General features: G+C 74.7%; 9 protein-coding genes. 5 read left to right on the top strand and 4 right to left on the bottom strand.

Annotation, left to right across the window (positions count from 1 at the left end; all coding sequences use genetic code 11):
- Positions 1 to 5 precede the first annotated feature (5 nt).
- Positions 6 to 1,103: a polyprenyl synthetase family protein gene (locus WME96_RS11805; protein ID WP_437290252.1), complete on the bottom strand. Its 1,098-nt coding sequence runs from the start codon at positions 1,101 to 1,103 to the stop codon at positions 6 to 8.
- A 265-nt stretch (positions 1,104 to 1,368) separates the two neighbouring features.
- On the opposite strand from WME96_RS11805, the gene WME96_RS11800 reads away from it, so the two are divergent.
- The 5 genes from WME96_RS11800 (at position 1,369) to WME96_RS11780 (ending at position 8,463) form a co-directional block, all read left to right on the top strand.
- A complete protein-coding gene (locus tag WME96_RS11800; RefSeq protein ID WP_437290251.1) occupies positions 1,369 to 1,761 on the top strand; it encodes a hypothetical protein in 393 nt (130 codons plus the stop codon).
- Positions 1,762 to 1,945: 184 nt separating this feature from the next.
- Entirely contained in the window at positions 1,946 to 3,199 is a 1,254-nt protein-coding gene (locus WME96_RS11795) for a TolC family protein (RefSeq protein ID WP_437290250.1), read from the top strand.
- Positions 3,196 to 4,551: an efflux RND transporter periplasmic adaptor subunit gene (locus WME96_RS11790; protein ID WP_437290249.1), complete on the top strand. Its 1,356-nt coding sequence runs from the start codon at positions 3,196 to 3,198 to the stop codon at positions 4,549 to 4,551. The genes WME96_RS11795 and WME96_RS11790 overlap by 4 nt, the downstream gene beginning before the upstream one ends.
- A gap of 14 nt (positions 4,552 to 4,565) precedes the next feature.
- Complete coding sequence (locus tag WME96_RS11785; RefSeq protein WP_437290248.1) at positions 4,566 to 7,793, top strand: efflux RND transporter permease subunit; 3,228 nt, start codon at positions 4,566 to 4,568, stop codon at positions 7,791 to 7,793.
- Between the two features lie 58 nt (positions 7,794 to 7,851).
- The gene (locus WME96_RS11780) at positions 7,852 to 8,463 is read left to right on the top strand and encodes a methyltransferase family protein (RefSeq protein WP_437290247.1); all 612 of its coding nucleotides are present in this window, start codon (positions 7,852 to 7,854) and stop codon (positions 8,461 to 8,463) included.
- A gap of 16 nt (positions 8,464 to 8,479) precedes the next feature.
- On the opposite strand, the gene WME96_RS11775 is transcribed toward WME96_RS11780, so the two are convergent.
- The 3 genes from WME96_RS11775 to treZ form a co-directional block, all read right to left on the bottom strand.
- Positions 8,480 to 10,447, bottom strand: a complete 1,968-nt coding sequence (locus WME96_RS11775; RefSeq protein WP_437290246.1) for a sensor histidine kinase — start codon at positions 10,445 to 10,447, stop codon at positions 8,480 to 8,482.
- 301 nt (positions 10,448 to 10,748) lie between these two features.
- Complete coding sequence (gene tsaA, locus WME96_RS11770; RefSeq protein WP_437290245.1) at positions 10,749 to 11,558, bottom strand: tRNA (N6-threonylcarbamoyladenosine(37)-N6)-methyltransferase TrmO; 810 nt, start codon at positions 11,556 to 11,558, stop codon at positions 10,749 to 10,751.
- 94 nt (positions 11,559 to 11,652) lie between these two features.
- Entirely contained in the window at positions 11,653 to 13,482 is a 1,830-nt protein-coding gene (treZ, locus tag WME96_RS11765; protein ID WP_437290244.1) for a malto-oligosyltrehalose trehalohydrolase, read from the bottom strand.
- Between the last annotated feature and the right edge of the window lies 1 nt (position 13,483).

The following is a 13,483-nucleotide window of genomic DNA, read 5'->3' as shown; positions in this document are numbered from 1 at the left end:
CCGCGTCAGCCGTAGCTCTGCTTGAGCAGCTCGATCTCGCGCTCGAGCTCGACCACCGGCGGCGCGCCCCCGACCGCGGCCCGGAGCGCGGCCAGGGCGCCGCCGAGGTGGCGCGCGACGCGGATCCGCCCGGTCGCCTCGACCCGCTCGCGGAGCAGCTCGGCGACGGCGCGGAGGTCGCGCTCGCCCTCGGCGACGCGGAGCCGCCGCTGCGCCTCGGAGAACGTCCGCGGATCGGCCACCTCGGCGAGCCACGCCCACGGCCACGTGGAGCGGCGGTGGCGCAGGTCCTCGAGCCCCTTGTCGGCGCGCGCCCTGGAGGTGATGCCGCCGAGATCGTCGAGCATCTGCAGCCCCACGCCGACGTCGCGGCAGCACCGCGCGACGCGCCGCACGAGCAGCGCCCCCGCGCGCGCCGCGCGGGCGCCGACGTAGCCGCAGAAGCCCATCAGGCTGCCGGTCTTGAGCCGGGTGATGCTCGCCACCACCCCGGGCACGAGCGGCTGATCGAGGTCCGCGACGCGCACCGTGAGGTCGAGCGCCTGCCCCTCGTGGCACCGCATGAGGGTGCGGCCGAGGCGGCGATACAGCGCGAGCCGGGTCGCGGCGCCGAGGGGGGCGCGGCCGAGCAGGTCGAACGCCCAGAAATACATCCAGTTGCCGGTGTTGATGGCGAGCGGCACCCCGCAGACGCGATGGAGCGCCGGCGCGCCGCGACGCGCCGCCGAGTCGTCCTGGACATCGTCGACGATCAGCGAGCCGGCGTGGAGGATCTCCACGAGGAGCGGCAGCTCGTCGGGGAGCTTGCCCGGGTCGCCGCCGCCGAGCGCCCAGCAGAGCGCCACGAGCCGGGCGCGGAAGTCCTTGCCGGGGCGCTGCAAGAAGTCGCGCGCCGGGCCGATCAGCGCCTTGCCCCACAGCGCGTCCGGCAGCGCCGACGGGAGCGCGCCGGGCGCCGCGCCGAGCGCCCGCTCGAAGGCGCGGCTCAGGGGCGTCTGGCCCGGGTGCGCCGCCGCGGTGTGGCCGTTGACCCGTCGCTTGTCTTCAGGAGGCTCGTCGAGAAGGAGGGTTGCAGGAGGAAGGCTCGACCGCGGCTCGCTCATGGATCCATCGCTCGTGGCAGACCGGGTGACACGGCGCCGCGCCCGCCTCGCGCGGCGCCGTCGCGCTCCGAGGACCGCGCGCGCACAGCATCGATCGCATGAACCAGGAGCGCCAGCGCGGCCCCCTGCAGCGCGGGCGCGCGTTCCGGACGCCGCGACGTCGCGGCGCGCGGGACGCCGGCGCAATACCCGCGCAGGGACGTGGCCGCGCGCCGCGCGCTTCCGCCTTGACGCCCCGCCGTGGGGCGCCCCATCCTTGGCGGGCATGCTCCGCGTCCGGCACGCGCACCGACGGCGTGGCCCGCTCCTCCGCTGGCTCGGCGCGGTCGTGTCGGTCCTGCTCGTGATCGGCCTGCTGGGCCAGGGCCACACGTTCCAGACGCTCGGCATCGCCGTCGCCTGCACGCACCCGGCGGCGACCGCCCTCGCGGACGCAGACGACGACGGCGGGAGCGACGGCGGCTCGCACCGCGACTGCCCCCCCGACTGCCACGATTGCGCCTGCGGTCACGTGCCCATGACGCTGCCGCTCGTCGAGCCGCCCCTCCTGTGCGTGCTGCTCGCCCCCTTCGAGCTCGATGAGCTCGCGCCGCCGGAGACGCCGGGGCGCGCCGCGCGGAGCCGCCTCGAGAGGCCGCCCCGCCAGCCGCGCGCCTGAGGCCCCGCGTCAGGAGAGGCGCATCGCCGGGACGCGCGCGCCGCGCGTTCCGCGTGCCTCGCTTCGTGGAGCGCGCGCACGCCGTGCCGCGCGCGCGAAGCGCGGCGAACGCCCCTCGCCTCGCCTGACGACCGGGATCATCGCGGCTCTTGCACGAGCGCTGTGCGCTCGGGGTTGCCCGGCCATGTCTCTCTCGTTTGCGCGTGCTCTGTCGACCGTCGCTCCGTTGCTCGTCCTCTCCGCCCTCGCCCTCCCCGGGCCGGCCCTCGCTGCCGACCCGGCGCTCACCCGCGCCCGGGTGATCGAGCTGGCCCGCGCCTCGCCCGCCTCGCGCGTCGCCGCGGCCGAGGTCGCGGTCGCGCGCGCCGCCGCGGGCGCGTCCGGCGCGCTGTCGCTCGAGAACCCGGTCCTCGCCGGGGCGGGCGGCGTCCGCTTCAACCCCGACGGGAGCAGGCCGGCGGCGGCCATGGCGTCGCTCGCGTGGCCCGTCGACCTCGGCGGCCAGCGCGGGGCCCGCGTCGACGCCGCGGAGGCCGAGCTGCGCGCCGCGGAGAGCGCCGCCGAGGACGGCCGGCGCGGCCTGGTGCTCGCGGCGCTGCTCCAGCACGCCCTGGTGATCCGGGACGAGCGGCACGTCGAGCTCGCGCGGGCGCGGCGCGCCCTGGGCGATCGGCTCCTCGCCGCGGCGGAGCGGCGGCGCAAGGCGGGCGAGGCGCCGGAGGTCGACGTCGCCGTGGCGTCGCTGCAGCGCGGCCGCGACGCGGCGGCCGAGGCGGCCGCGCAGGGCGCGCGCGACGCGGATCTGGCGGCGCTGCAGGTCCTGCTGGGGCTGCCCGCCACGGCGGAGCCGGGACGCCGCCTCGAGGGGCCGCTCGTCCCTCCGGACGAGCCGCCGCCGCTCGCGGCGCTCCTGGACGGGCTCGCGCAGCGCACCGACCTGCGCGCCGCCGCGGCGTCGCTCGACGCGGCCCGGGCGAGGTCGGCGCGCGAGCAGGCGGCGCGGTGGCCCACGGTCACCGTCACCGCCCAGTACGAGCGCGACGACGGCGCCAACATCGGGACGCTCGGGCTCGCCGTGCCGCTGCCCCTCCTCAACGCGAACCGCTCCGGCGCGGCGACGGCGGCCGCCGAGGTGGACGTCGCCGCGGCCCGGAGCGCCGCCGCGCGCGCGGCCGCGGCCGGGAAGATCCAGGAGCTCCACGCGCGCTACCTGGCGACGCGGCGGGCGCTCGAGGCCCTGAGCCCGGCGGCCGCCCTGGGCGAGAAGGCCGCCGCGCTCGCGGCGCGCGGCTACGAGCTCGGCGAGAACGACCTGCCGAGCGTCCTGCTCGTGCGCCGCGAGGCGCTCGAGACGCAGGCGGCGCTGCTCGACGCGGAGCACGCCCACGCGGCCGCCAAGATCGAGCTGCTCGTCGCCGCAGGGAGGATGCCCCGATGAGCGCTGACAACGGAAAATTCGAGCTGTCACGGAAACGCGTCGCGGCGCTGGCCGCCGGGGCGCTCGCGCTCGTCGGCGCCGCCGTGGGGGCCACCGTGCTCGTCGAGCACCGCCTGCACGGGCACGGCCACGGGGAGGAGCGCGGCGCGGGGGAGGCGCACGACCACGACCACGGCGAGGACGACCACGACCACGGGGAGCACCAGGGGCACGGCCACGGGGACGCCGAGGATCGCCCGCGCGCCGCGCACGACGACCACGCGCACGACGACCACGCGCACGGCGGCGAGGACGAGCACGCCGGGGGGAAGCTCAGGCTCTCGCCGGCGATGATCGAGAACGCCGGGCTCGAGCTGCTGACCGCCGGGCCGGGCAAGGTCGCGGTCACCCTGCGGCTGCCCGGCGAGATCGCGCTCAACGCGGAGGCCGTCGCGCACGTGACGCCGCGCGTGCCCGGCGCGGCGCGGGAGGTGAAGAAGCAGCTCGGCGACGCGGTGAAGAAGGGCGACGTGCTCGCCGTGCTCGACAGCCGCGAGCTGGCCGAGCTGCAGCGGGAGCTGCTCGCGGCCAAGGAGCGGCTCACCCTCGCGGAGGCGAGCTACGCGCGGCAGGACGCGCTCTGGAAGGAGCAGATCTCCGCCGAGAAGGAGTACCTCGCGGCGAAGCAGGCGGTCGCGGAGGCCCGGATCGAGCACCGGAGCGCGGCGCAGAAGCTCGGCGCCGCCGCGGGCACAGGCGGCGGCAAGGCCGGCGGGTACGCGCTGATCGCGCCGATCGACGGGACCATCATCGAGAAGCACATCGCGGTCGGAGAGGTGCTCAAGGAGGACACGCAGGTGTTCGTGATCGCGGACCTGTCGACGGTCTGGGTCAACGTGACCGTGTACGCGAAGGATCTCCACCGCGTGCGCGTCGGCCAGACCGCGTGGGTCACGGCCGAGGGGACCCCGGCGGCCGCCCGGGGGGCGGTGACGTACCTCGGGCACGTGCTCGACGAGGGGAACCGCTCGGCGAGCGCCCGGGTCGAGCTCCGCGAGCCCGACAAAGGCTTCCGGCCAGGGCTGTTCGCGACCGTGGACGTGAGCGTCGAGGAGGTGGACGCGCCGGTGGTCGTCTCGGACGAGGCGATCCAGCGCGTCGACGGCAAGGAGGTCGTCTTCGTCCAGGAGGGCGACGCCTTCGAGGCGCGGCCCGTGAAGCTCGGGCGCCGGGGGGTCGCGGCCGCCGCCGGGCAGGGCGCGCCCGTCGTGGAGATCGAGGCGGGGGTCTCGGCGGGCGACCGCTACGTGGGCAAGAACAGCTTCGTCCTGAAGGCAGAGCTCGGCAAGCCCGAGGGCGGCCACGCGCACTGAGGCGCCGAACGACCATGCTCACGCTGCTCTCGCGCCTCCTCGCCTTCTCGGTCCGGCATCGCTTCCTCGTCGTCGCGCTCACGCTCGCGGCGGGGGCGCTCGGGGCCTACAACTTCACCCGCCTGCCGATCGACGCGGTCCCGGACATCACCAACGTCCAGGTGCAGATCAACACGCAGGTGCAGGCGCTCTCGCCCGTCGAGGTGGAGCGCCGCGTCACCTTCCCCGTCGAGCACGCGATGGGCGGGCTCCCGCGCGTCGAGGAGGTCCGCTCCCTGTCGCGGTACGGCCTCTCGCAGGTCACGGTGATCTTCGAGGACGGCACCGACATCTACTGGGCCCGGCAGCTCGTCGCCGAGCGGCTCGCCGCCGCGCGGGAGAGCCTGCCCGACGGCCTCGGCGCGCCGCAGCTCGGCCCGATCGCGACGGGGCTCGGCGAGATCTACATGTGGACCGTCGAGGCGGCGCCCGACGCGCGGCGGCCCGACGGCGCGCCGTACGATCTGACCGACCTGCGCACGCTCCAGGACTGGGTCGTCCGGCCCCAGCTCCGGTCGGTGCAGGGCGTGACGGAGATCAACTCCATCGGCGGCCACGAGCGGCTCTACCAGATCGCGCCCGACCCGGCGAAGCTCGTCGGCTACGGGCTGTCGTTCCGCGACGTGCTCGACGCCGTGGCGGCGAACAACGCGAACGCGGGCGGCGGCTACATCGAGCACCGGGGCGAGCAGTACCTCATCCGCACGACGGGCCTCGTCGAGGGCGACGACGACCTGCGGGGCATCGTCGTGGGCCACCACGGCGGGGCGCCGATCCGCGTCGAGGACGTCGCCGAGGTCGTCGTCGGCCGGGAGCTGCGCACGGGCGCCGCCACCGAGGACGGCGAGGAGGCGGTGATCGGCACCGCGATCATGCTGCTCGGCGAGAACAGCCGCGCCGTGTCGCGCCGGGTCGACGAGCAGATGGCGACGATCAACCGGTCGCTGCCGCCGGGCGTCTCGGTCAAGACGATCTACGACCGCACCTACCTCGTGGAGGCGACGCTGAGCACGGTGCGCAGCAGCCTGCTCGAGGGCGCCGCGCTCGTCGTCGCGGTGCTGTTCGTGCTGCTCGGCAACTTCCGGGCGGCGCTCATCGCCGCGCTCGCGATCCCGTTCTCGATGCTGATCGCCGTCACCGGCATGGTCGAGGGCAAGATCAGCGGCAACCTGATGAGCCTCGGGGCCATCGACTTCGGCCTCATCGTCGACGGATCGGTGATCATCGTCGAGAACTGCGTGCGGCGCTTCGCCGAGGAGCAGCGCCGGCTCGGGCGGACGCTCACGCGCGATGAGCGGGTCGCCCTCGCCTACGAGGCGTCGCAGGAGGTCCGCAAGGCGACGATCTTCGGCGAGATCATCATCGCGATCGTCTACCTGCCGATCCTGACGCTCACCGGGATCGAGGGGAAGATGTTCCGCCCGATGGCGCAGACCGTCGTGCTCGCGCTCGCGGCCGCGACGATCCTCTCGATGACGTTCATCCCCGCGCTCGTGGCGCTGCTCCTCACGGGCAAGGTGTCCGAGCGGGAGAGCGCGGCCTTCGGCTGGGCGAGGCGCGGCTACGAGCGCGCGCTCCGCTGGGCGCTCGCCCACCGGCGCGCCGTCCTCGCCGCGGCGGGCGTCGCGCTCGCGGCCTCGGGGCTCGTCGCGGCGCGGCTCGGCAGCGAGTTCGCGCCGAAGCTGAGCGAGGGGGCGCTGGCGCTCCAGCCGGCGCGGATCCCGTCGATCAGCCTGACCACGAGCGTCGCGATGCAGGCGCAGCTCGAGCGCGTCCTCAAGGCGCGGTTCCCGGACGAGATCGAGCACGTCTTCGCCCGGACCGGGACGGCCGAGGTCGCGACCGATCCGATGGGCCCGAACGTCTCCGACACGTACCTGATGCTGAGGCCGCGGAGCGGGTGGACGAAGGCGAAGACGCAGGAGGAGCTCGCCGAGGCCATCGAGCAGGTGCTCCGCGAGGTGCCGGGGCAGAGCTACGAGTTCAGCCAGCCGATCGAGCTGCGCTTCAACGAGCTGATCAGCGGCGTGCGCAGCGACGTCGCGGTGAAGATCTTCGGCGACGACCTCGACGTGATGCTCCGGGAGGCGCGGCGCGTGGGGGCGATCCTCGCGCGGACGCCGGGGGCGGCCGACGTGAAGGTGGAGCAGGTCACCGGGCTGCCCGTGCTCACGATCGACGTGGACCGGCCCGCTGTCGCCCGGTACGGGCTCAACGTCGCCGACGTGCAGGCCGTGGTCGCGACCGCGATCGGCGGCGTGAGCGCGGGCGAGGTGGTCGAGGGGGACCGGCGGTTCGACATCGTCGTGCGCCTGCCCGACGCGGTCCGCCGCGACGTGGACGCGCTGGCGAAGCTGCCGATCCCGCTCCGCGCCGCGCCGGAGCGGCCGGGCGGGCCCACGACCCCGGCCGTCGCCGCCGCGGCGGGGCACCGCGCGGCGTTCGTGCCGCTCGAGGCGGTGGCGAAGATCTCGCTCGAGGAGGGGCCGAACCAGGTGAGCCGCGAGGACGGGAAGCGCCGCGTCGTGGTCCAGTGCAACGTGCGCGGGCGGGACCTCGGCGGCTTCGTCGCCGACGCGCAGGCGCGGATCGACGCCGAGGTGAAGCTGCCGTCGGGCTACTGGCTGGCGTGGGGCGGCCAGTTCGAGAACCTGCTCGCGGCGCGGGAGCGCCTCGCGCTGGTGGTGCCCGTCGCGCTCGGGCTGATCTTCGGGCTGCTGTTCCTGTCGTTCGGCGCGATCAGGAACGCGGCGCTCATCTTCACGGGCGTCCCGCTCGCGCTGACCGGCGGGATCGCCGCCCTGTGGCTGCGGGGGCTCCCGATCTCGATCTCGGCGGCGATCGGGTTCATCGCCCTCTCGGGCGTGGCCGTGCTGAACGGGCTCGTGATGGTGACGTTCATCGAGAACCTGCGGCACGACGGCGCCTCGCTCGACGACGCCGTGCTCGAGGGGTCGGTGTCGCGGCTCCGCCCGGTGCTGATGACGGCGCTCGTGGCCGCGCTCGGCTTCGTCCCGATGGCGCTCGCCACAGGCACCGGCTCCGAGGTGCAGCGCCCGCTGGCGACGGTCGTCATCGGCGGGGTGCTCTCCTCGACCCTGCTCACGCTGCTCGTGCTGCCGGTGCTCTACCGGCTGTTCCACCGGCAGGGCGAGCCGGCGCGAACGGAAGCGCGAACGGAAGAAGAGGCGGCGGGCCCGTGAGCGCGCCGGTCCGAGGAATGCTCCCGCACGAAGAACGATCTCGACAGAAGGAGGCTTGATGTCCCGTCCCTGGATTGCCCTGGTCCTGTTCCTCGTCTACTGCGCGCTCGCGTTCGGGTGGCGCTCGCTGCGGCAGCTCCGGGCGACCGGATCCACGGGGTTCCGCGGCATCTCGGGCCCGCCCGGCTCGGTGGAGTGGACCGGCGGCGTGCTCTTCGTCGCCGCGCTCGTCCTCGCGGTGATCGCCCCGATCGCCGAGCTCGCGGGGTGGGTCGCGCCGCTCGTCGAGCCCGGCGCGGCCGTCGTGGGGGTCGGGGTCGCGACGGTTGTCGCGGGGATGGCCGGCACGCTGTGGTCGCAGGTCGCGATGGGCGAGTCGTGGCGCATCGGCGTCGACGCGGCCGAGCGCACGCGCCTCGTGACGCGCGGGCCGTTCAACCTGGTCCGCAACCCGATCTTCAGCTTCATGACGCTGACCGCCGCCGGGATGGCGCTCGTCGTGCCCGACGCGGTCGCGCTCGCGTCGCTGCTCGCGCTCGTCGCCGCGATCGAGCTGCAGGTCCGCTTCGTGGAGGAGCCGTACCTGCTGCGCACGCACGGCGACAGCTACGCGGACTACTGCGCTCGCGTGGGGCGCTTCGTGCCAGGGCTCGGTCTCCTGGCCCGCTAGCGGGGCGGCGCGCCGCTCACGCCGGCGGCGTGAGCGAGGCCGGGAGCTCCAGCGGCAGGTGCAGGACCATCTCCGTCCCGTGGCCGATCCCCTGGCTCTCGGCCGAGACCGTGCCGCCGTGGAGCGCGACGATGCCCTTGACGAGCGCCAGGCCGAGCCCGAGCCCGCCGCGGCTGCGCTCCCGGCTGCGCTCGGCCTGGTTGAACGGGTCGAACACGCGCGCCAGCATCGCCGGATCCAGACCGATGCCGGTGTCGCGGACGCGGACCACGGCGGAGCCCTCCGCCGTCGCCGAGAGCGCCACCGTCACGCGGCCGCCGGGGTCGGTGAACTTGCCCGCGTTGTGCAGCACGTTGCTGAGCACCTGCGACAGGCGCGTCGGGTCGCCGTGGACCCAGAGCGGATCCGGCGGCAGATCGAGCTCGAGCCGCAGCCCGCTCGCCTCCAGCGTGCTGCGGTAGTCCTCGGCCGTCTGCCGCAAAAGCCGCGAGAGCTCGCACCGCTCCCTGCGGAGCTGGACGCTGCCGCGCGCGACGCGCGAGACGTCGAGCAGATCGTCCACCAGCCGGGCCATGTGCGACACCTGCCGGTCGATCACGCCGCACGCGCGCACCAGCGGCGGCTGCTGCCCCGCGATGCGCTGCAGGACCTCGACCGCGTTGCGGATGGGCCCGAGCGGGTTGCGCAGCTCGTGCGCGAGCATCGCCAGGAAATCGTCCTTGCGCCGGTCGGCGTCCTGCAGCGCCGCCTCCGCGCGCTTCCGGTCGGTGACGTCGTGGGCGATGCTGATCACGAGGCGCCGGCCCGAGGTGTCCTCCCCGAGCGGCGCGGAGCTGAAGACCCACGTGCGCTGCTCGCCGCTCGCCGTGGTGATCGCGAGCTCGCGCTCGTCCGACCTGCGCTGCATGCCGTAGAGCGCGTCGATCACGGAGCGCACGGTGCCCTTGTGCGGCCCGTACGCCCGCTCGGTCCACGCGGCGATGGTGGAGATCTGCTCGACGGTGTACCCGCTGATCTCCGTCCACGCGCGGTTGACGCTGACGACCTGGCCGTCGTCCGCGTGGATCATGATGGGGAACGGGGTGGCCATCACGGCGCGGCGGAACCGCTCCTCGCTCTCCCGCAGCAGGAGCTCCGCCTCCTTGCGCTCGGTGATGTCGATGACCGAGCCGACGTAGCCGAGGAACTCGCCGTCCGGGCCGAGCCGCGGGGACGCCGAGTCGATGCACCAGCGGTAGGCGCCATCGCCGCGGCGCAGGCGGTAATCCAGCCGGAAGGGCTCCCGCCGCTCGTGGGCGCGCCAGAACGTCTCCGCCGCCGCCGCCTTGTCGGCGGGGTGCACCGCCGCGAGCCAGCCGAAGCCGAGCCCCGTCTCCTCCGTCTGGCCGGTGAGCTCGTACCACCGCCGGTTGAGGTACGTGCACGACGCGTCGACGCCCGTGACCCAGATCATCACGGGCGCGTGATCCGCCATGTTGCGGAAGAGCTCCTCGCTATCGGGCAGCGTCAGCTCCGACACCCGGCCGCCCGCGAGCGCGCGCCGGAGCCGCTCCTCGCCGTCGCGGAGGCCCTCGTCGGCGCGCTTCCGGTCGTCGATGTCGGTGAATGTACCGAACCAGCGCGCCGCCCGACCGCGGGCGTCCTGGATGGGCTCAGCCCGGCCGAGGAACCAGCGATGCACGCCGTCGTGGCGCCGGAGGCGGACCTCCAGCTCGAACGCCGCGCCGCGCGCGAGGGCGGCCTGCCACGCGGCGGCCACGTGCGCCGCGTCGTCCGGGTGGACGACGGCATCGGGGCCCGCGTCCCTCGCCTGCTCCGCCGTCAGGCCGGTGTACTCGCGCCAGCGGCCGTTGACGTAATCGCACGCGCCGTCGCTGCGCGCGCCCCACACGAGCTGCGGGAGGGCCTCGGCGAGCAGGCGGAACTGCGGATCCAACCCCCGCTCCACGTCGCCGCACCCGCAACCCGGCAAGGCCACGTCCATGTCAATTATCATGAATTCACCGCGATCGAACAGGAGGGCTCGCCCGTCAGCCTCCGGACGTCGATCGGGTTTCTTCCGCCGAAGCGACGTGCACGCCGCGAGCGTTCTTGTCTGCTTCGCCTCGTGCCGCAAGCGCGCCGCGCATCGCGGAGATCACCGAGAGAGCATCAAAAACAGAGAAACTGAGCAATCTGGATGCAAGGGTCACGACACCACGGCATCGGCCCATTCGCGGGTGCCTCGCGTGGGACGCGCCGCGCAGCGGCGGCCATGGAGCCGGCGAGCCGCCGGGTTCGTGGCGCTAGCCGCGGCCGAACCGCTCCACGAACTGCCGGTGCGCCGCGAGCTCGGGCGCCTCTCCGCCCCAGAGCTCCTTCTCCCGGTAGCCGGTCGACACGGACAGCACCTCGATCCGCCGCCCTTCGGCCCGGAACCGCACCCGCCACGAGGTCACGGCGAGGCGCATCGCGTCCCCGTCGGCGCGGATCCGACGGTACGGGTGCGGCTGCGGGCCGAGCGCGAGCACCCGGTCGACGCGCTCCCGCAGCGCGATCCCGTGCGCCGCGTCGAGCCACGCGGCCTGCTCGGCCGCCCGCTCGGTCCACGCCACCTCGAAGCCCGGCTCCGGGTCGGCCGGCGCCCCGGCGGACGGATCGCCCGCGAGCGGCGCGACCCAGCCGGTGCGCGCGTGCGGGTACGCGTCGGCGTACGGCACGTACGGCTTCAGATCGAGCACCGGCGTGCCGTCGATCATGTCCACGCCGCCGACGCGCAGCGAGAGCCCGTCCACGCCGAGGAGCTTGACCACGCTGAGGCCGATCGGGTTCGGGCGGTGCGGCGAGCGCGTCGACAGCACGCCGCGCCGCTTGCCGGCGCTCCGCGGCGGCAGGACCTTCGGGCGCCAGCCCTCGTTGAGGTGGAACCAGAAGACGACCCAGAGGTAGTCCCACCCCTCGATGTCGCAGAGCGCGTGCTCCAGCCCGCGGCCGGGCACGAGCTCGATCGTCCCCTCCGCGCCGGCCGCGGCGTGCGGCTGCCGCGGCGCGCTCACCCGATCGGCGAACGGCGTGCGCACCACGCCGATGGGCGTGAACGTGACCGGCTTCAGCATCACGGGAGCGACGTAATCGATGTGATCGGCGGGGTCGACGCGATCGACCTGGTGGGCCCGGCCGGCGCGACCCCCGCGGCGCGCGCGGCCGGCGTCAGGAGCGCGGCACCTCGACGATCAGCACCGCCGGGCCCTCGAACGCCGCCCGGCCGCGCTCGAGCGGGACCCGCTGCGCCGCGCCGCCGAACCGCGGCTCCTCGCTGAACGCGAGCGCCCGCGCCTCCGGGCGGCCGAGGTCGACGTCGAGCGCGCCGCGCAGGGCGACGAGCGCGACCACCGTGGTCTCGGCGCCGCGGCGCTCGATGCGGATCGCGTCCGGCGAGATCGCCTCGGCCGAGAAGTCGCCGCGCCCGCGGCGCCGCAGCGCGGGGTGCGCGGCGCGGAGGCCGAGGAGCTCGCGGTACCACGCGAGCACGCCGGCGTGCTCCGGCCGCTGCCGCTCGCTCCAGTCGAGCTTGGAGCGCTGGAACGTCCGCGGATCCTGCGGATCCGGGACCTCGGCGCCGCTGAACGACGTGAAGTACTGGAACTCGCGCCGGCGGCCCTCGGTCACGAGCCGGCCGAGCTCGGCGTTGTGGTCGGTGAAGTACTGGAACGGCGTCCGCGCATTCCACTCCTGCCCCATGAACAGGAGCGGCGTGTACGGCGTGATCAGGAGCAGCGCCGACATCGTCCGGAAGGCCGCCGGGCTCACCGCCGCGCCCAGCCGATCGCCGAGCGCGCGGTTGCCGATCTGGTCGTGGTTCTGGATGCAGTGCACGAAGCGCGGCGGTGGCACCGGCTCGGCCGGCGTCCCCCGCGGCTTGCCCGCGTGCTTCGAGACCTGCCCCTCGTAGAGCCACCCCTTGCGGATCGTCGCCGCGATGTCCTCCGCCGTGCCCCGGTGGTCCTCGAAGTAGCCGTCGCGATCGCCGGCGAAGAGGACGCGGAGCTCGTGGTGGAAATCGTCCGCCCACACGCCGTCGAGGCCGTGGCCGCCCTGCTCCGCGGGCGTCACGAGGCGCGTGTCGTTCAGGCTGTCCTCGGCGATCACCACGACGCGCCGGCCCCCGCCGGCCGCCCGCGCGCGATCGGCGATCTCGCGGAGGATGTGCGGCTCGGTGTCGTCGAGGATCGCGTGGGTCGCGTCGAGGCGGAGGCCGTCGATGTGGAAGTCGCGGATCCACATCTCGGCGTTCGAGATCGCGAGCGCGCGCACCTGCTCGGCGCCCTCGCCGTCGTAGTTCACCGCGTCGCCCCACGGCGTCTTGTGGCGCTCGGTGAAGTAGCGCTTCGTGTAGGCGCGCAGGTAGTTCCCGTCGGGGCCGAAGTGGTTGTAGACGCAGTCGAGGACGACGCCGAGCCCCGCGGCGTGGGCCGCGTCGACGAGGCGGCGGAGGCCCTCCGGGCCGCCGTAGGCCGCGGACGGCGCGAAGAGATCGACGCCGTCGTACCCCCACCCGCGCTCGCCAGGGAAGCTCGCGACGGGCATGATCTCGAGCGCCGTGATCCCGAGCTCCCGCAGCTCGGCGAGCCGCGGGATGAGCGCGTCGAACGTGCCTTCCTGGGTCGCCGTGCCGACGTGCACCTCGTAGAGGACGAGATCCTCGAGCGCGACGCCCTCCCACCCCGCGTCGGTCCACGCGAACGACGGGTCGTCGACCGCCGAGGGGCCGTGCACGCCGAACGGCTGCGCGCGCGCGTAAGGATCGGGGAACGGCCCCTCGCCGTCGATCCTCACCTTGTAGAGCGCGCCGGCGCCGAGGCCCGGCGCCGTCGCCTCGAAGTAGCCGCCGCCGGTGGGGGCCGCCGGCAGCGCGCCGGTGATCTCCTCGCCGTCCTTGCCGTAGGTGACGATCTCGACGCGATCGTGATCGGGCGCCCAGACGCGGAAGCGGACCGCGCCGCCCTCGATCCACGCGCCCATGGTGCGAATCGCTTTCATG

It is taken from the genome of Sorangium sp. So ce406, from assembly GCF_051474675.1.
Taxonomy (GTDB): domain Bacteria; phylum Myxococcota_A; class Polyangia; order Polyangiales; family Polyangiaceae; genus Sorangium; species Sorangium cellulosum_G.
The sequence above is the reverse complement of the archived record's forward strand: the minus strand, read 5'-3'. Positions and strand labels throughout refer to the sequence as shown.

Excerpts from the sequence above, each read along its gene's own strand:
- WME96_RS11805 (WP_437290252.1), bottom strand. The coding sequence starts at position 1,103 with ATGAGCGAGCCGCGGTCGAGCCTTCCTCCTGCAACCCTCCTTCTCGAC.
- WME96_RS11800 (WP_437290251.1), top strand. The coding sequence starts at position 1,369 with ATGCTCCGCGTCCGGCACGCGCACCGACGGCGTGGCCCGCTCCTCCGC.
- WME96_RS11795 (WP_437290250.1), top strand. The coding sequence starts at position 1,946 with ATGTCTCTCTCGTTTGCGCGTGCTCTGTCGACCGTCGCTCCGTTGCTC.
- WME96_RS11790 (WP_437290249.1), top strand. The coding sequence starts at position 3,196 with ATGAGCGCTGACAACGGAAAATTCGAGCTGTCACGGAAACGCGTCGCG.
- WME96_RS11785 (WP_437290248.1), top strand. The coding sequence starts at position 4,566 with ATGCTCACGCTGCTCTCGCGCCTCCTCGCCTTCTCGGTCCGGCATCGC.
- WME96_RS11780 (WP_437290247.1), top strand. The coding sequence starts at position 7,852 with ATGTCCCGTCCCTGGATTGCCCTGGTCCTGTTCCTCGTCTACTGCGCG.
- WME96_RS11775 (WP_437290246.1), bottom strand. The coding sequence starts at position 10,447 with ATGGACGTGGCCTTGCCGGGTTGCGGGTGCGGCGACGTGGAGCGGGGG.
- tsaA (WP_437290245.1), bottom strand. The coding sequence starts at position 11,558 with ATGCTGAAGCCGGTCACGTTCACGCCCATCGGCGTGGTGCGCACGCCG.
- treZ (WP_437290244.1), bottom strand. The coding sequence starts at position 13,482 with ATGAAAGCGATTCGCACCATGGGCGCGTGGATCGAGGGCGGCGCGGTC.